General features: G+C 59.8%; 15 protein-coding genes and 3 tRNA genes. 12 read left to right on the forward strand and 6 right to left on the reverse strand.

What is annotated here, in order from left to right; all coding sequences use genetic code 11:
* Positions 1-8 precede the first annotated feature (8 nt).
* From CI601_RS02105 to CI601_RS02115, 3 genes are all read left to right on the forward strand, one after another.
* Positions 9-920, forward strand: coding sequence for a CHAP domain-containing protein (locus tag CI601_RS02105; protein ID WP_121914120.1), 912 nt, complete (start codon positions 9-11; stop codon positions 918-920).
* A gap of 69 nt (positions 921-989) precedes the next feature.
* Positions 990-1,703 carry a C40 family peptidase gene (locus CI601_RS02110; RefSeq protein WP_259465283.1) on the forward strand — a complete coding sequence of 238 codons (714 nt, stop codon included), beginning with the start codon at positions 990-992 and terminating at the stop codon, positions 1,701-1,703.
* Between the two features lie 171 nt (positions 1,704-1,874).
* On the forward strand, positions 1,875-2,921 hold the full coding sequence (locus CI601_RS02115) for a universal stress protein (protein WP_024626724.1): 1,047 nt from the start codon (positions 1,875-1,877) through the stop codon (positions 2,919-2,921).
* 88 nt (positions 2,922-3,009) lie between these two features.
* Here the strand turns inward: CI601_RS02115 and CI601_RS02120 are convergent, their stop codons facing one another.
* A complete protein-coding gene (locus CI601_RS02120) occupies positions 3,010-3,423 on the reverse strand; it encodes an OsmC family protein (RefSeq protein WP_024626723.1) in 414 nt (137 codons plus the stop codon).
* A 142-nt stretch (positions 3,424-3,565) separates the two neighbouring features.
* Here CI601_RS02120 and CI601_RS02125 point away from each other — a divergent pair, with 142 nt between their 5' ends.
* From CI601_RS02125 to CI601_RS02135, 3 genes are all read left to right on the forward strand, one after another.
* Positions 3,566-4,441 carry a thymidylate synthase gene (locus tag CI601_RS02125; protein ID WP_121914121.1) on the forward strand — a complete coding sequence of 292 codons (876 nt, stop codon included), beginning with the start codon at positions 3,566-3,568 and terminating at the stop codon, positions 4,439-4,441.
* Between the two features lie 89 nt (positions 4,442-4,530).
* Complete coding sequence (locus tag CI601_RS02130) at positions 4,531-5,199, forward strand: dihydrofolate reductase (protein ID WP_121914122.1); 669 nt, start codon at positions 4,531-4,533, stop codon at positions 5,197-5,199.
* Positions 5,199-5,738: a low molecular weight protein-tyrosine-phosphatase gene (locus CI601_RS02135; RefSeq protein ID WP_121914123.1), complete on the forward strand. Its 540-nt coding sequence runs from the start codon at positions 5,199-5,201 to the stop codon at positions 5,736-5,738. The genes CI601_RS02130 and CI601_RS02135 overlap by 1 nt, the downstream gene beginning before the upstream one ends.
* A 66-nt stretch (positions 5,739-5,804) precedes the next feature.
* Here CI601_RS02135 and CI601_RS02140 read toward each other — a convergent pair.
* The 3 genes from CI601_RS02140 to galE all read right to left on the reverse strand — a co-directional run bounded on the left by CI601_RS02140 (position 5,805) and on the right by galE (position 7,084).
* Positions 5,805-5,880, reverse strand: a tRNA-Phe gene (locus CI601_RS02140).
* Positions 5,881-5,927: 47 nt separating this feature from the next.
* Positions 5,928-6,001 (reverse strand) — tRNA-Asp (locus tag CI601_RS02145).
* Between the two features lie 72 nt (positions 6,002-6,073).
* Positions 6,074-7,084 carry a UDP-glucose 4-epimerase GalE gene (galE, locus tag CI601_RS02150; RefSeq protein WP_121914291.1) on the reverse strand — a complete coding sequence of 337 codons (1,011 nt, stop codon included), beginning with the start codon at positions 7,082-7,084 and terminating at the stop codon, positions 6,074-6,076.
* Between the two features lie 143 nt (positions 7,085-7,227).
* Here galE and trmB point away from each other — a divergent pair, with 143 nt between their 5' ends.
* The 4 genes from trmB (at position 7,228) to CI601_RS02170 (ending at position 12,169) form a co-directional block, all read left to right on the forward strand.
* Entirely contained in the window at positions 7,228-8,040 is an 813-nt protein-coding gene (gene trmB, locus CI601_RS02155; RefSeq protein WP_121914124.1) for a tRNA (guanosine(46)-N7)-methyltransferase TrmB, read from the forward strand.
* Positions 8,041-8,082: 42 nt separating this feature from the next.
* Positions 8,083-10,065: a translation factor GTPase family protein gene (locus CI601_RS02160; protein WP_220702615.1), complete on the forward strand. Its 1,983-nt coding sequence runs from the start codon at positions 8,083-8,085 to the stop codon at positions 10,063-10,065.
* A 127-nt stretch (positions 10,066-10,192) separates the two neighbouring features.
* Positions 10,193-10,579, forward strand: coding sequence for a VOC family protein (locus tag CI601_RS02165; RefSeq protein ID WP_121914126.1), 387 nt, complete (start codon positions 10,193-10,195; stop codon positions 10,577-10,579).
* Positions 10,580-10,645: 66 nt separating this feature from the next.
* Complete coding sequence (locus CI601_RS02170) at positions 10,646-12,169, forward strand: FGGY-family carbohydrate kinase (RefSeq protein WP_121914127.1); 1,524 nt, start codon at positions 10,646-10,648, stop codon at positions 12,167-12,169.
* 304 nt (positions 12,170-12,473) lie between these two features.
* Here the strand turns inward: CI601_RS02170 and CI601_RS02175 are convergent.
* Together CI601_RS02175 and CI601_RS02180 are read right to left on the reverse strand one after the other, a co-directional pair.
* A tRNA-Glu gene (locus CI601_RS02175) sits at positions 12,474-12,545 on the reverse strand.
* Positions 12,546-12,605: 60 nt separating this feature from the next.
* Positions 12,606-13,499, reverse strand: coding sequence for a glycosyltransferase family 2 protein (locus CI601_RS02180; protein WP_121914128.1), 894 nt, complete (start codon positions 13,497-13,499; stop codon positions 12,606-12,608).
* A gap of 90 nt (positions 13,500-13,589) precedes the next feature.
* Between CI601_RS02180 and CI601_RS02185 the strand changes: the two genes are divergently transcribed.
* Complete coding sequence (locus tag CI601_RS02185) at positions 13,590-15,029, forward strand: AI-2E family transporter (protein WP_121914129.1); 1,440 nt, start codon at positions 13,590-13,592, stop codon at positions 15,027-15,029.
* Positions 15,029-16,255: a glycosyltransferase gene (locus CI601_RS02190; protein ID WP_024626710.1), complete on the forward strand. Its 1,227-nt coding sequence runs from the start codon at positions 15,029-15,031 to the stop codon at positions 16,253-16,255. Before CI601_RS02185 ends, CI601_RS02190 begins: the two co-directional genes overlap by 1 nt.
* Positions 16,256-16,275: the final 20 nt, after the last annotated feature.

Raw genomic sequence — 16,275 nt, forward strand, 5'->3', positions numbered from 1 at the left:
GATTCTACATGAAGCATGCTGCGCACAGGGCTTCGGCCACGCGGGGCGCAGGTGTCGGCAGTTCGCCGACCAGCCGATCGACTGGCGCAACCCGGGAGGCCGGCATCCAGGGCGTTGATGATGCCTTGGTGGCCAAGCTCAACGAGGTGGCCCCTCGAACCCGACGTTCCATTCGTTTGGCGGCCAAGGCTTCAGCCCGTCGCTCCCATATCATGACCGGTTCGGCCCTGACTGTCCTTGTTGGTGCGGCCGCTTCCTCAATGGCTGTTAACCAGGCTCGGGGCGACTGGTCCCTGCCTATGGCCGGCAGCGTCGCGATCAACCTTGTCACCCCTTCATCCTCCACCGGCTACTCCGGTGCTGATGGCAGTTCAAGGGTTTCTCGCTCCGACTACCGTCAGCCTTTGCCGACGGCTTCGCAGCGCAACGAGGGCAGTTGGGACCTGGGCGAGTCTGCGCTCGATGCCGGGCAGATGTCCAAATCCTCGGCAAACAATCCGGCCGTGGCGGCGCTGATGGATGCCAACCGTTCGGTTCTGCCGGCAGGGTTCAACCCCAACCATGCCACGGGAGATGTGGGCAACGCCTACGAATTCAGCCAGTGCACCTGGTGGGCCTATGTCCGTCGTCACCAGCTGGGTTTGCCGGTGGGGTCCCATATGGGCAATGCCAAGGACTGGTCAGGCTCGGCTCGGACTTTAGGCTACTGGGTGGATGACACGCCGCGCAACGTCGGCGACATTGTGGTCTTCCAGGCTGGCCAGGAGGGTTCAGATTCCACCTATGGCCATGTGGCTATCGTAGAGAAGATCAATCCCGATGGTTCCATCGTCACCTCAGAGTGCGGCGCTGTGATGAACGGAAAGACTTACTCCCGCACCCTGACCAACGTGCACGCTCTGCGCTATATCCATTACTGATCCTTGGTTGCGCGGATCGTGTTCCCCAAAGTCAATTTTTGTTCCCTACACGTGATAGAATTGTGCACGATGAAAAAAACACGCAAGTATGTGAGCATGATGGCAGCGGCTACTATCTGTAGCACGCTTTTCATCGGTATACCCGCCGTGGCTCAGGCCAGTGACGGTAGTGAGGCCGTAGCCACTTCGTCGCGTTCATTCACCCCCGGCAGCAAGGTGCGTGCCGACCTGCTGACCGAATCGACGGCGACCACCGTCGAAAAGGACAGTCGCTGGGGTGGCATCGAGTCCTTGAACGTCCCTGCTACCAAGTCACAGGCCGAGAAGGATGCTGAGGCCAGAGCTCAGCAGGCCCAGGCGGCGGCCAGCCAGCGCCAGGCCGCGCAGGTCAGTCGTTCGGCTGCTCGTGGCGGTGCCGCTAGTAGAGTCGCTGACGTGCCGGCCACCGGCACAGGTGCAGATGTGGTCAACTACGCCCTTCAGTTCCAGGGGATTCCCTATGTGTGGGGAGGAACAGATCCTGCCACGGGCTTTGATTGCTCTGGATTTACCCAGTACGTGTTTGCCCACTTCGGCATTGGTCTGCCCCGCACAGCCGATGCTCAGGGTTCGATGGGCGTGCCGGTTACGGATCCTGCTCCTGGCGACCTGATGGTAGCCCCCGATGGCAGCCATGTCGGCATCTATGTCGGCGGTGGACGCATGATCCACGCTCCGGCTCCCGGCCAGAGCGTCAAGGTTCAGGCGGTCTATCAGACTTTCAACTACCGTCGTCTGGTCTGAGGCATAGGTTTTATGCAGTGTTAACGCCCCCCCTGGGGGCGTTTTGCATATTCGGAGTCGAGGTTCCTCGCGTGTTGGTCCCTGCAAACTTATTGATCAGACCCGCATGCGATATTCTGACAGAAGGAGCGATGTCGGTTTGTCATCGCCAAGTTTAAAGGAGGTCGTCGGATGAGCAACGACAAGGCTGTTCTGGTAGGCGTCGATGGCTCGGACGCCAGCTACAAGGCGGCGTGGTGGGCCGCCAACTACGCTAAGCATGCAGGGTTGACCCTACAAATCGTCTGCGCCTATTCCCTTCCCTCGTATGCCGCAGTCTCCTTCGATGCGACGTATACCACCATGGGTGACGACGTGGCCGCTCACAACGACGCCCAGGAGATCCTCTCCAAGGCCAAGGCCATCGCCGACGAGCAGGGTGTCAGTGCAGCCACGCTGATCGTAACGGGGGATCCTTCATCGGTCTTCGTGGAGCTGAGCCGCAATTACCGGCTGATTGTCATAGGCAACAGGGGCAAGGGCGGCCTGGCCGAGCGTCTGCTGGGAACCACCAGCTCAAGCCTGCCCGCCTATGCTTACTGCCCTATCGTGGTTGTTCCCTACACCGACGACGACGGCAATCTGATGCATCTGAGCAATGACATCAAGCGGGTTGCTGTGGGCTCCGACGAGTCCAAGTGGGGCCTCAAGGCCTTGCAGATCGCCGCTGCCTTCGCCGACAGCTGGGATGCCGAGCTGGACGTCATGTCTGCAGTGCCCAATATTTCCGGACTGACCGGTACGGGTTCGGCCGAGGAGCGCAGCGTCATGGATTCCTACCTGGATGACCTCAATACCCGAATTGCACCGCTTATGAAGACCTACCCGAATCTGCGCATCAACAAGACCGTGGTGCCGGGATCGGCTGTGGAAGCTCTGACCCAGGCCAGCAAGACCCATGATGTGGTTGTGGTCGGCTCGCGTGGTCGCGGCGGCTTCACAGGGCTTCTGCTGGGGTCGACCAGCCAGGGGCTCCTGCAGCATGCAGTCAGCCCGGTCTACGTGGTGCCGCGCAAGTACGTGGAGGCTGAGGAGTCCGGGCTCAAGGCCGCAGCAGAGGCGGCTGAAAGCACGGATGTGGCTGAGATTACCGGCGTGGAGCGTATCTCCGTGGATTCGGCCAAGCCCGAGCAGCTGGCTGACCTGGAGTCGACCATCGATCCCGAGCATAAGGAGTAGGCAGTCGATTCAGTGACGGCCCCTACGAAGAGCGGGAACCTCCGAGTTCAAAGAACCTGGAGGTTCCCGCTTCTTTATTGTCGTCAGATCAGTGGCGAACCTTGACGGAGATCCTGACCGGTGTCTCCCTCTGATAGGTGTGGGCCACGGTGCAGGACTTGGCTATATGGCGGCGGACCCGCTCCTCCAGCTTGTCTGCATCATCTTGGGCCAGCCTGGCTGAAGTGGCATCGACGTCCACCTGCTCGTCGAAGCTCAGGTAGGCGTCGTCGTCGGCGTCATAGGTGCCGTCCACCACGATTTTCGCCCCCTTGCCCTTGCCTAGGGCGCTCTCCACGGCGAACTGGCTGGAGAGGGCTCCGCAGGCGGCCAGAGCGATCTTCATCAGATCGCCGGGGTTAAACTGATCCTCGCCCTTGCCGAAGGTGATGTGCGCCCCATTGTCGCCATAGGCGTTCCAAGTGCCGTCCTTGTCGCGTTCGACCCAAAGTCTCTTGCCCATCTGTTCCTCCTTGTTTGGCACCCGGCGGGTGCGTCATCCGGATCCGACCCTATGGTCGGACCTGCTCCTCCAATCTAACCCGGACTGTGCAATTCGTCACCGGGGCACGCTCAGCTGGCGGAGGACTTGATAGTATGGCCGCATGGCCTTGACTCCTGAAGAACTGCAGCGTATTCGCACACGTATCCCTGAGCGTCCCGACTCGGACATTCCCACTCCCTATGAGGACTTGGTGCGCACCATCCTGCGCGAGGGCACCCTGAAGTCCGACAGGACGGGTACCGGGACCATCCCTCTGTTCGGGAGGCAGATGCGCTTCGATCTGTCGCATTCCTTCCCGCTGATCACTACCAAGAAGGTCTACTTCCGTGGCATCGCCTACGAGCTGCTCTGGTTCCTCAAGGGCTCGCAGAACGTGCGTTGGCTGCAGGAGAACCGCGTGCATATCTGGGACGAGTGGGCCGATCCGGAAACAGGGGACCTGGGACCGGTCTATGGGGTTCAGTGGCGCAGCTGGCCCGCTCCGACGCCCGAGGACCCCCATCACACCATCGACCAGATCGCCAAGGTGCTGGATCTGATTCGCACTCACCCGGACTCCCGTCGAATGATCGTCACTGCTTGGAATCCGGCCCAGGTCGACAGCATGGCCCTGCCTCCCTGCCATGCGCTCTTCCAGTTCTATGTGGCCGACGGCAAGCTGAGCTGCCAGCTCTATCAGCGCTCCTGCGACATGTTCCTGGGGGTGCCTTTTAACATCGCCTCCTACGCCCTACTGACCTTGATGATGGCTCAGCAAGCCGATCTTGAGCCTGGGGAGTTTGTCTGGACCGGCGGCGACTGCCACATCTACGACAACCATGTGGAGCAGGTTCTGGAGCAGCTGTCGCGTGAGCCCTATCCCTATCCAACCATGCGCATTCGCAAGGCTGACTCGATCTTCTCTTATCAGTACGAAGACTTCGAGGTGGTGGACTATCACTGCCACCCCGCCATCAAGGCCCCTGTGGCAGTCTGATGGTGCGGTGAGCGGAATACGGGCACCGTCGGATCCGCAGATTAGAATGTACTCGTATATCTACTCGCTATGAGGAGTGAACGCAACAGATGGAGCATGACAATAGTCGAAGCGGCTATCACGAACCCGAGCCCGGTCAGGCCGGGCTTTTAGGTGATGAGGAATGGCGGCATCAGGAAGAAGAGATAGGCCGCCGCTCATCGGTCAATATGATCTGGGCGCAGGCGCAGGCCACTGACGGTCGGCGCGGCGCCATTGGTTACCACAATGCGCTGCCCTGGCATCTGAGCGAGGACATGCGGCACTTCAAGGAGCTGACAGTCTCCCATCCTGTCATCATGGGGAGGCGAACCTGGGTCTCCATGGGGGAGCGGCCCCTGCCCAAGAGGGACAACATCATTCTGTCCAGTGATCCAGAGTTTCGGGCACCTGGCGCCACGGTGGTATCTGCGGCTGACGATGCTCTGGAGCTAGCCAGGCAGGAAGCCATTCCCGACGATGGGATGGATCGCAGTGAAATCTGGGTTATCGGCGGCGCAGGGGTTTTCAACACCTTCTTTCCGCTGGCTGATGCAGCCTATGTGACTGATCTGGATCTGCAGATTCCAGCTGATGTCTTTGTGCCTGATATGGAGGAGCTGGTCAGCAAGCGGTTCTGGCAGGTGCGCGATGAGAGCCAATGGATGACCCCTGCCAAACCGGATCAGGCGGATGCCATCCCGCGGTTCCGGTACATCACCTATGGGAAGGTGCGTTGATGGGCCAGGATTCTGAAGGAAAGGCCTCACAGGGTCCCTACAACGTCATGACCGTCTGCACCGGCAACATCTGCCGGTCGCCCATGGCTGAGGTCATCCTGCGCAAGTTCTTCCAAGATCGCGGACTGGATGAGGACCAGGTCAGGGTGGAATCCAGCGGGGTCAGCGACGAGGAGTTCGGTAACCCCATAGATCGGCGTGCCCAGAAGGTTCTGCGCGAGCGGGGCTATGAGGTGCCGCCCGATCACTTCGCCCACCGGATCACCCGGGAGGAGGCCGAAGACGCCGACCTGCTGCTGCCCATGACAGCCGACCATATGCGAGCCCTGCTGCGTCTGCTGCCCTCAGGCAAGCGATCCGCTGTTCACCTGTACCGCAGCTTCGATCCGGATCTGCCCAAGCCGGCACCGGGCCGGGAGAGCCAAATCGACCTGGTGGACCCTTGGTATGGCGGCCCCCGTGAGTTCGAGGTGGCCATCGATCAAATCGAGCATACGGCGCCCTACATCGTCGATTGGGTGACGCGTCAGCTGTCGTGAACGATCGATGAACGCAAATATCAATTAAGCCCCTGGATTCCTTATGAATCTCAGGGGCTTAATGGCTGGTGGCTCCGAGCGGGATCGAACCGTTGACCTAGCGATTTTCAGTCGCTCGCTCTACCAACTGAGCTACAGAGCCATGAACAGTCGAAAAGACCCGGAAAAACCGAGTCAGACCATTCCCAGCGACTCCGGCCGGACTTGAACCGGTGACCTCCGCCGTGACAGGGCGGCGCTCTAACCAACTGAGCTACGGAGCCGAGGCTGCTCGAACAGCCAAGAGGAAAGTTTACATGAGCGCCGGAGGAATGCAAGCCCCGGCGCGTCGCTGCCTAGTCCTGCTGCTGCCAGCCATCGGTGTCGATGTGGTGGGCAGGGTTGGCCTGCCAGGCCTTCCATGCAGATTCGACGATCTCCTCGACGCCATACTTGGCATGCCAGCCCATCTCGGTGTTGATTCGGGTGGGGTCGCCAATCAGGTGCGGCGGATCGCCAGCGCGGCGGGGCTTGATGGCCTCAGTGAAGGGCAGACCCGTCACCTTCTTGACCTCGTCCACGATCTGTCGAACGGATGTACCCTGGCCGGTGCCCACATTGAAGGCATCGTAGCGGCGCTGGTCGCGGTCCAGGTAGTCCAAGGCGGCGATGTGGGCGTCGGCCAGGTCAGAGACGTGAATGTAGTCTCGCACGCAGGTGCCGTCGGGGGTGGGGTAGTCGTCGCCGAAGATGGCGGGTGCCTTGCCCTGCCGCAGCCTGTCGAAGAGCATGGGGATCAGGTTGAGGACAGCCGGGTCCTCCAGGCTGACCGGTCCGCAGCCAGCCACGTTGAAGTAGCGCAGGGCGCAGAAGCGGATGCCGTAAGGCTGCTCGCAGGCCCGGGCCATCCACTCGCCGACCAGCTTGGTCTGGCCGTAGGGGTTGATGGGGACCATGGGCTGTACGTCCTCGGGAACCACATCGACCGGAGGCTCGCCATAGGTTGCTGCCGAGCTGGAGAAGACCAGCTTCTTGGCATCGGTCTTTGCCATGGCGGACAGGACGTTGATCATGCCGTTCAGGTTCTGCCGGTAGTACCAGATGGGCTTCTCCACCGACTCGCCCACCTGCTTACGGGCAGCAAAATGGATGACGGAGTCGACCTTGTTCTCCTGGATGATCTCGGCCAGACGCTGATCGGCGCCCGGTGCGGCCACGTCAGCGCCATAAAGACGGGCATTCCCGATCCGATCAGGCCTGCCGTAGCTGAGGTCATCGACCACGACGACCTCCTTGCCGGCCTCTTGCAGGGCGTGAACCACATGGGCGCCGATGTATCCGCAGCCGCCTGTAACCAAAACTGACATCTGCATGCCTTTCCTAGCCAAAACCAAACTCTTGTTCGATTTTGCAATATTTTGTTGTATTTTGTTCTGAATTGAGTATATCACGGGCACATATACCCGCTATGCCCGCTTGTTTGTATTTTCTAGGATATATATGAGCTGTGATGAGTGAAGAAAGACAGAGCATGGCCCCTAGGCGGTCCATCGTCTCCTATGTGAGGCGCTCCGAGAAGCTCAGCGAACGACTGGCGAGGGCTTGGTCCCGGTATTCCTCCAGATACCTGCTCGATCTGGGTCAGGCTGAGGGCTCGCTGACAGTTGCCGAGGATCTGCGTTGTGATGCAGCCATGGTCAGATCGGTTTGGGGGAGGGATGCCCCGCTGATCGTCGAGATTGGATCCGGCCAGGGAGAGAATGTCGTGGCTTCGGCTCGGGAACACCCTGATCAGAATTACTTGGCCCTGGAGGTCTATCAACCAGGGTTGGCCCATACCATGCTGATGGCTGGTAAATCGGACTTGGATAATCTGCGGCTTGCCCAGGTCAACGCCCCGGACCTCCTGGCCCGAATGGATCCCGGACTGATCAAGGAAGTGTGGACCTTCTTCCCCGACCCCTGGCCCAAGATGAAGCATCACAAGCGTCGTCTGGTCCAGCCGGCTCTGGCTGCTGACTTGGCGGATTGTCTGGAGCCGGGCGGTCTTTGGCGAATTGCCACTGACATCGAGGATTACGCCCTGCATGTGCATGAGGTGATGGATGGGAATCCGAGGTTCAGAAACCTGGGCACTCTGCCAGTCAGTCTGCCCACCCAACATGTCGGCAAGGGGACGGCTGATCAGGCCAAATCCCTGCCTCATGCCATGTTCATGGAGTCGGAGCGGTTCGAGGGCAGAATCGTAACCAATTTCGAGCGTAAGGGGATCAAGGCCGGCCGGGTCATCCACGACCTGACCTATCAGGTTTCGGCAGACTGACCATAAAGTGCACAGAAATATGAAGAGCGAGGGAGGCCTCCTGTGGTCAAGAGGATAGTGGTGGGAATGCTGGCCCATGTGGATGCCGGCAAGACCACGCTCTCGGAAGCCATGCTCTACCGGGGCGGGGGAATTCGCCGTCTGGGCAGGGTGGATCATGGCGATGCCTATCTGGACACCAACGATCTGGAGCGTCAACGTGGTATTACCATCTTCTCCAAACCAGCCCGGCTGACCTATCGCGATGTGGATCTGACCCTTATCGATACACCCGGCCATGTCGATTTCTCAGCCGAGATGGAGCGGGTCCTGTCAGTCTTGGATTATGCCCTCCTGGTCGTTGATGCTACCGCTGGGTTGGAAGGATACGTCGATACGCTCTGGCGACTCCTGGCGCGCTACGGGGTGCCCACCTTCATTTTCATCAACAAGTTGGATGCCCCTGGAGCTGATGCTGCCCGTATTCTTGAAAGCTGCAAGCAGCGCTGGTCTCCGGGGTGCTTCGATTTGAGTCGTGGACTGGAGCATGGCGATATGGAGGATGTGGCCCTGCTCGATGAGGACGTTATGGACGAGTATCTCAAGACCGAGGGCATATCGGATGGGAGTCTGGCACGGCTGGTTGTCGATCGTCGTCTCTTCCCATGCTTCCTTGGGTCTGCCCTGCGTCTGGACGGGGTGTATGCCCTCCTGGAGGGGCTGGAGCGGTACACCCTTTCGCCGGGGTATGGCAGCGAGTTCGGCGCAAGGGTGTTTAAGGTATCGCATGATGACAAGGGCGCCAGGTTGACCTGGCTCAAGGTGACCGGTGGCGACCTGCCGGTCAAGTCGGCTGTGATTACCGATGCCCACAATGATTCCGAAGGCCAAGCAGGTTCCGGGAAGACCGGATACCGGGAGACCAGCGAGACTATTGACCAGCTTCGGCTCTATTCCGGAGCGTCTTATAGGCTGACGGATTGCGCTCAGGCCGGGAGCGTCGTGGCTGCAACCGGGCTTGATCTGACACGTCCAGGCCAGGGGCTCGGCTGCGAGCGAAAGAACCTGGAGCCTGTGCTGGAGCCGGTGCTGACCTATGCAGTGACGGCTGAGGGGCTGGATCCACACCAGGTGTTGAAGGCCTTGCGCATCCTGGAGGATGAGGATCCTCTGCTGCATGTGGTCTGGCAGGAGCAGCTCCAGGAGATTCACTTGCGACTGATGGGACAGGTCCAGTTGGAGGTAATTCAGGAGGAGCTGGAGCGGCGGTTCGGTATGCAGGTCTCCTTCAGTCAGGGCGGAATCCTCTATAGGGAGACCATCGCGGCCCCCGTTGAAGGGGTTGGACATTTTGAGCCCCTCCGACATTATGCCGAAGTCCATCTGCTCCTCGAACCTACGGAGCCGGGCAGTGGTCTCAGCTTCGCGTCGACCTGCAGCCTGGACCGCCTGGACGGGAACTGGCAGCGGCTCATTATGACCCACCTGGCGGAGAAGGAGCATCTGGGCGTTCTGACAGGCTCGCCCCTCACCGATATGCGCATCACCTTGCTTGACGGCCGCGGGCATATCAAACACACCGAAGGCGGGGACTTCCGCCAGGCTACATACCGGGCCGTCCGGCAGGGGCTGATGAAGGCCCGTAATATTCTGCTGGAGCCCTGGTACCATTTCAGACTCGCCATTCCTCAGGCGAACCTCGGCAGAGCAATGTCGGACATCTACCGGATGAAGGGCAACTTCTCGGAACCGCAGGCAGACGGGGACACGGTTGAACTGGAAGGGGATGCGCCGGTATCACAGATGCGTGATTATGCCATCGAGGTCAGCACCTACAGTCATGGCCGCGGGCATCTGGTCTGTTTCTTCAGCGGATACCGTCCCTGCCAAGACCAGGATGCTCTTGTGGATTCCATCGGTTATGACCCCGAGTCCGACCTGGAGAACACCCCTGACTCGGTCTTCTGCGCCCACGGAGCGGGATACCCGGTCAAATGGAACAAGGTGGAGGACTTTATGCACCTGCCCGGCGGGCGGTACATCTGAAACGCAGCCTTGAGGATTCGAGCTCGATCGTTCACCGGCATCGAGCGGCATCATCGAGCGGCATGGGAAAAAGATCATTCTGGGTTGCCGGCCGCTGTTGGCTGACGATTTACCTAGAATTATGGACATGATTGATCATCTGACGCTGAAGGTTCGGGACATCCAGGCTTCCATCGATTTCTATAGCAAAGCCTTGGCACCATTGGGGTACGTGGCCAAGGCCCACCATGAGCCCACTATTGGGTTGGGTGCAGAGGACGACGGGGCCCACTCGGACTTCTATCTGACACCGAGTGAGGATGGGGCTGCTTCGCCGGTGACCCATATAGCTTTCAGGGCTGCCGATGCCGCAACGGTGGATGCCTTTTACAGGGCGGCGCTCGCTGCCGGGGGCCGTGACAATGGTGCTCCCGGACTGCGCGATTACCACCCCCATTACTATTCGGCTTTCGTCTTGGATCCGGACGGGAACAATGTCGAAGCGGTTGTGAACTGGTCAGGGGTCCAGGGGTAACTGCGTCAGTCCACATACGGGATCATGTCAGCCTCCGGACGGTTGGGAAAGCCTAGGATGGCCGGTATGACCTATACAGCCGCATTTGACGTGGGGACCACGCAGGTCAAGGCCGTTCTTGTGGATGACCAGGGTTCTGCCAGGGTGTGCGCGTCCAGCGGTCTTTTGCCGCTCGACACAGGTGATGGGCGTATCGAGCAGAATCCCGAGGATTGGTTGCAGGCCTTCATCGAGGTGTCCCGTGACCTTTTGGCCCGAGCAGGGCGGAGCATCGAGCACTTCAGGAGTGACCAGGTCACCGGCATCATCATGAGCGGACAGATGCAGGACCTGATTGCTCTGGACGCGCAGGGACAGCCCGTCGGGCCGGCGATCCTGTACGCGGACGGCAGGGCCGAAGAAGAGTCGGCGGAGCTGACTGAAATCTATGGGGTCGAGTCCTTCCGCACCGTAGTGGGAAACCCATGCGATGGGTCCCTGCCGGTGACTAAACTGATGTGGATGTCCAGGCATCAGCCGGACCGGTATGCGCATGTTCGCCATGTGCTCATCGATGCCAAGGATTATCTGATTTGGTGGCTGACCGGTGCCTACTGCGGCGATGTGACAGCCTGCTCGACGGCAGGTGCCATGGATCTGCGCTCGCGAAAGTGGAGAAGGGACATCCTGGAAGCATCAGGTGTGGATGCCGCGATCTTCCCGGAACTCTATTGGCCATGGGAAAGCGTCGGCACCAGCACGCCGGGCGCATCCGCTGCCACGGGGTTTGCTCCGGGAACCACAGTCTATGCGGGAATGGGGGATGCTGGCGCATCTACCTTGGGCGGCGGGGTATTCCATCCCGGTCAATTCAATATCAACCTGGGCACATCCGGATGGATCGCCACAGTGACAGACCGGGCTGTAACTGACCGCCTTGGAATGGTCAACCTGGCCTATCTGGGCACAGACAGCATCATCAACACGGTGCCATTCCTCAATGCCGGCAACGTGCATGCTTGGGCCACCGGAGTCTTCGCGGGGGACAGTCCGACTGAGGGTGACGGCGACCCCTATCAGCGCATGGGGCGTTTGTTGGAATCCAGCCCGGCAGGAGCACGCGGCGTGATTTGCCTGCCCTATCTGGTGGGGGAGCGCTTCCCTATGATGAATCCTTCGATTCGGGGAGCCTATGCCGGCATTTCTTCCGAGACCGAGGCCAGTGACCTTGCCCGAGCCGCGCTGGAAGGCGTGTCTTATTCGATTCGTCAGGGGCTTGACCTGCTGGGCACGCCCATCGAACGCGTTACCCTGATTGGTGGCGGCACCCGCGAACCCCAATGGTGCCAGATGCTGGCGGATATCCTTGACGCGCCCGTTCAGGTGCTTGATGATGCCCATCTCATGCCTGCGGTGGCCCTTGCTCAGCTGGTCTCTGTTGGCAAACAGACCGGCTCGTCTTCACAGCCTGATTTGCAGGCCTTGGAGGAGTTGGTGGAGGCGAACTTAGTTGGACGGGTCTATTCCCCTAACGACGCAAATCGCCAAGTGTACGATGCCGGTTACAACCGGTTCCGGCGGCTATATCCGGCTTTGGATTCTCTCCGGTAAGCGCCCATCGGATGCAGTCGTCCATCGTGAATGATCAGAACGATTCAAACTGGCGCAACGGCGGCAGCAATTTTGGCTGCTTTTGCATGTTCGCAGACTGCGCCACGCAAAGCCTTAGCAATTCAAAGAAGTGTGTCTTCGCCATGCTGGCGGATTCTCGTCGGCGTTGATCTATAAGTGTGTACTGTTGTGTGTACTATTTTGGTTCAAAATGGGCCGCATGAGCCCAATCGGAGTTTTACGCTTATATTCTTGCGAATCTGTTGAATGGCGGAATATCGCCCTTTTACAACCCTTGACCTTGTACCCCCGGAGAGAGTCGAACTCTCGCTGTCAGATTGAAAGTCTGGTGTCCTAACCGTTAGACGACGGGGGCGAACGTGCCCATGATACCCGCCCCCTATGGACCAGGCAAACCTGGTGTGCCGTCCGCCGGTCAGTGATCCTCCTGATCCAGCTCCTGATCGCGGCGATGGAAGAGCTCCATCTGTTCGCGGATCCAGACACGTTCCGCAGGGTTGATGTCGGCGGATTCCAGGTACTTCTGGTAGACGGGGTAGAAGGCTCTGAGTATGGGGTAAATGGCGTAGAGGGTGTGCTCGGGCTTCTGCTCTCTGGTGTGTTGCGGGTGGGCGTCGAAGGTGTTCTTGAAGCGTTGCATGTAGTGGCGGAAGGATGTGAAGGAGGTATCCATCCTGCGGGCGCTGATGCCCACGTTCATGTCCTTGCAGTAGACCGTCTTGAACCCTTGATCAATCAGGTGCAGGGAGATATCGACATCCTCGTGCATGATGTCTTCTTTGTCCCTGCAGACATGGCTGCGTATGGCCCGCCAAGCCGTGGCGCGCAGGGCCATGTTGGAACCGTAGAGCAGGTATTGCCCGTCGTCGGCCCGGTAGATGGCCTTGCGGATGGGGTTGTCGCCCTTGAGCCCGATCCGCTTGCCTGGCATGTCATAGTAGGCCACCGGTCCGGTGGCGCCCATGGCCTTTGGATCCCGGGTGAAGATGCCGGAGACCACTTCGACCCAGTTGGGACGAAGCATGCAGTCGGCGTCAATCCTGCCCAGCACGTCGCCGGTTGCCCGGTCAAGTCCGTAGTTGCGGGTGGGGATCAGTCCCTGTTCGCTGTCCTGGTGGAGAAGCTTGACATGCTGGTCAGGGTGCTGGTCGATGAATTGTTGGACGATGGAGGCCGTTGCGTCCGTGGAGTGGTTGTCGACTACCAGCACCTCCTTGGGTGCCTGGCTCTGCCTGGTGGCGTTCAGGAGGCAGTCCTCAATGCGTTCTTCCTCATTCCAGGCGGGTATGACTATGGAAACGGTCAACATACCCCTCAGGATACGTGTGCCCGGATACACCGTCGGCTCAACCTGTGCCCTACAGCCCGCCATGTCAGCCATCTTGGGATAATGGAACATATGGCCAACGAGCAAAAGCAGCGCTTCGATTTCGCGACGGTCTTCCCGCCCAAGGGGGATCCGCGCCGACCTCCGGAATGGTTCGGCCGCGCCCTCCTCTATGTAGTGATAGCTGTCTTTCTGGCCTGGTTCGCATACGCATCCTGGTGGAAGATCGAATTCCTGGTGCTGGATGTGGTGATCGCCATCTTCGTTTCCCTGGCCATGGAGCCTCTGGTGCTCAGACTGGTCAAGCATGGCTGGCGGCGTGGAGCGGCCTCTGCGGTCACCCTGATAGGCCTGATCATCATTGTGATTGTCCTCATGGGCATGTTCGGCAATCTGCTGGTCCAGCAGGTCATCGGCATGGCCAACGGCTTGCCGGCCTTCTATGAGCAGGTGGCGGAATTCATCGCCAGCCGCACCCCCTGGCACCTGCCGGCCATGCAGGATCTGGGCGGGGAGATCGTCAAAAATATTCAGACATCCTGGGTGACGGACTTCGCCGGACAGGCCCTGACTACCACTGTGGGGCTGGTAGGGTCATTCATTAATATCATGACCGTCCTGCTGGTCATCTATTACATTTCCGCTGCAGGCCCCAAGCTGCGCCGCAGCCTCTGTCAGTGGCTGGCTCCCAGGAGTCAGCGCCGCTTCCTCTTCGTTTGGACCATCGCCCAGGACCAGATATCCAGCTTCCTGTTCAGCCGGACCATTCTGGCACTCATCTCTGCCGCCTGCATGTCGGTCTTCCTGGTCATTCTCAAGGTGCCCTACTGGCTGCCGCTGGCCCTCTTCTGTGGACTGGTGTCCCAGTTCGTGCCCACCATCGGCACCTACATAGGCGGGGCTGTTCCCATAGTGGTGGCCTGGGGGAGCCGCGGACTGCTTGTGGCTGTTATTGTGCTGGTCTACATCATCATCTACCAGCAGATCGAAAACATGATCCTGGCCCCCAAGATCTCCCAGCGGACCATGGACCTCAACCCAGCCATTGCCTTCCTCTCCGTACTGGCCCTGGGCGCGGTCTTCGGTGCCCTGGGCGCCTTCCTGGCCCTGCCTCTGGCGGCCAGCTTCCAGGCCATATTCTCGGCTTCGGTCAAGCATTACGAGCTTATCGACTCCCCGCTCATGCAGGATCCCAAGCCGGTCGGCAAATCCAAGGTGGTCGAGGGTGTCGAGGCCTTCAACGAGCACGTGGTTCAGCCGGTGGCCAGCCATGTGGGCAGCCGGTCGGCCAAGGGGACCAGTGCCAGGGTCCGAGTGGACGATCCCGTCATGACGATCGCCCGGGAGCTCTACCCGACCTCTTCCCCGACGGCCAAGGATCTGGATGAGTCGGCCACGGTTCCCATACCCAAGTCCGCCTCGGCTCCGGTAAGGCACAGGCCGCTCAAAGGCACTGAGACCACGAACGAGGCCTCTGAGGAAGAGGACAACCCTCGCAAGGAGTGGCGCTGATGGCTCTGCTCAAAGTGCTGGACGTTCTGATGATGTTGCTGGGCGGGGTGGGCATCGTCTACCAGGCCATCTGCATCGTCATCTCCTTTGTCTCCAAGCCCACGGTTTTTCCCGAGGCCCCTTTCGACAAGCGGTTCGCCGTCCTTATTTCCGCCCGCAACGAGGAGCAGGTGGTCGGTCATCTGATCAATTCCATCAAGGAGCAGACCTATCCGTCCTCCATGATCGACATATGGTTGGTGGCCGACAACTGCACCGACGACACCGCCGGACTGGCCAGATCCCTCGGCTGCCATGTGGTCGAGCGGCAGGATCCGAACCAGGTGGGCAAGGGCTACGCATTGACCTTTCTGTTGGACCAGATTCTTGAGCGGGGTCTAGCCTCTCGGTACGATGCCTACTTCGTCTTCGACGCGGACAACCTCCTGGACCGCCACTACATTGAGGAGATGAACAAGGCCTTCCAGTCCGGTTTCCGCATACTGACCAGCTACCGCAACTCGGTCAACTTCTCGGACAACTGGGTCTCCTCCGGCTCAGCCCTATGGTTCATTCGTGAATCCCGGTTCCTTAACACATCAAGGATGGTCATCGGCTCCAGCTGTCACGTGGGCGGCACCGGGTTCATGTTCTCCAAGGAGGTTATGGAACGCAACAACGGCTGGAAGTTCCACCTGCTGACCGAGGATCTGGAGTTCACCATGGATTCGGTTCTGCACGGCGAGCGCATCGGTTATTGCGGCACAGCCATCCTCTATGACGAGCAGCCGGTCACCTTCAAGCAGAGCTGGCGGCAGCGGTTACGTTGGAGCAAGGGCTTTCTTCAGGTCTTCCGTTACTACGGGCCCGCCCTGATTTCCCGGGCCTTCCGTGAACGCGACTTCTCGGCCGTGGACTTGACCATCCTGATCTGCCCGCTGACCGTCCTTGGTTTGGTCCGCTGCTTCTTCGGTCTGCTCTTCCCGGCTCTGGGCTTCGTGACCTGGGCCAGCCAGGTGACCGAACTGATCAATGGCATCGCGGCCGGTGTTCTGGGTGTCTTGGCCATGATGGGCCTGGCCGCACTGACGGTCCTGGCCGAGCGGGATAAGATCGGCGCATCCAACAAGGAGCTTTTCGCCTACTGCCTGAGCTTCCCCATCTTCATGCTCAGCTACCTGCCCATCTCCTTCCAGGCCATCTTCGCCAATCCGGGATGGAAGCCCATCGAGCACTCAGGGCATTAAGGCCAGTCGTCCCTTAAGCG

This window comes from Bifidobacterium sp. wkB344 (assembly GCF_003688305.1).
GTDB lineage: Bacteria > Actinomycetota > Actinomycetes > Actinomycetales > Bifidobacteriaceae > Bombiscardovia > Bombiscardovia mizhiensis.

Excerpts from the sequence above, each read along its gene's own strand:
- CI601_RS02185 (WP_121914129.1), top strand. The coding sequence starts at position 13,590 with ATGGCCAACGAGCAAAAGCAGCGCTTCGATTTCGCGACGGTCTTCCCG.
- CI601_RS02120 (WP_024626723.1), bottom strand. The coding sequence starts at position 3,423 with ATGGGCAAGAGACTTTGGGTCGAACGCGACAAGGACGGCACTTGGAAC.
- CI601_RS02115 (WP_024626724.1), top strand. The coding sequence starts at position 1,875 with ATGAGCAACGACAAGGCTGTTCTGGTAGGCGTCGATGGCTCGGACGCC.
- CI601_RS02170 (WP_121914127.1), top strand. The coding sequence starts at position 10,646 with ATGACCTATACAGCCGCATTTGACGTGGGGACCACGCAGGTCAAGGCC.
- CI601_RS02105 (WP_121914120.1), top strand. The coding sequence starts at position 9 with ATGAAGCATGCTGCGCACAGGGCTTCGGCCACGCGGGGCGCAGGTGTC.
- CI601_RS02110 (WP_259465283.1), top strand. The coding sequence starts at position 990 with ATGAAAAAAACACGCAAGTATGTGAGCATGATGGCAGCGGCTACTATC.
- CI601_RS02180 (WP_121914128.1), bottom strand. The coding sequence starts at position 13,499 with ATGTTGACCGTTTCCATAGTCATACCCGCCTGGAATGAGGAAGAACGC.
- CI601_RS02135 (WP_121914123.1), top strand. The coding sequence starts at position 5,199 with ATGGGCCAGGATTCTGAAGGAAAGGCCTCACAGGGTCCCTACAACGTC.
- CI601_RS02125 (WP_121914121.1), top strand. The coding sequence starts at position 3,566 with ATGGCCTTGACTCCTGAAGAACTGCAGCGTATTCGCACACGTATCCCT.
- CI601_RS02165 (WP_121914126.1), top strand. The coding sequence starts at position 10,193 with ATGATTGATCATCTGACGCTGAAGGTTCGGGACATCCAGGCTTCCATC.
- CI601_RS02190 (WP_024626710.1), top strand. The coding sequence starts at position 15,029 with ATGGCTCTGCTCAAAGTGCTGGACGTTCTGATGATGTTGCTGGGCGGG.
- trmB (WP_121914124.1), top strand. The coding sequence starts at position 7,228 with ATGAGTGAAGAAAGACAGAGCATGGCCCCTAGGCGGTCCATCGTCTCC.
- CI601_RS02130 (WP_121914122.1), top strand. The coding sequence starts at position 4,531 with ATGGAGCATGACAATAGTCGAAGCGGCTATCACGAACCCGAGCCCGGT.
- galE (WP_121914291.1), bottom strand. The coding sequence starts at position 7,084 with ATGTCAGTTTTGGTTACAGGCGGCTGCGGATACATCGGCGCCCATGTG.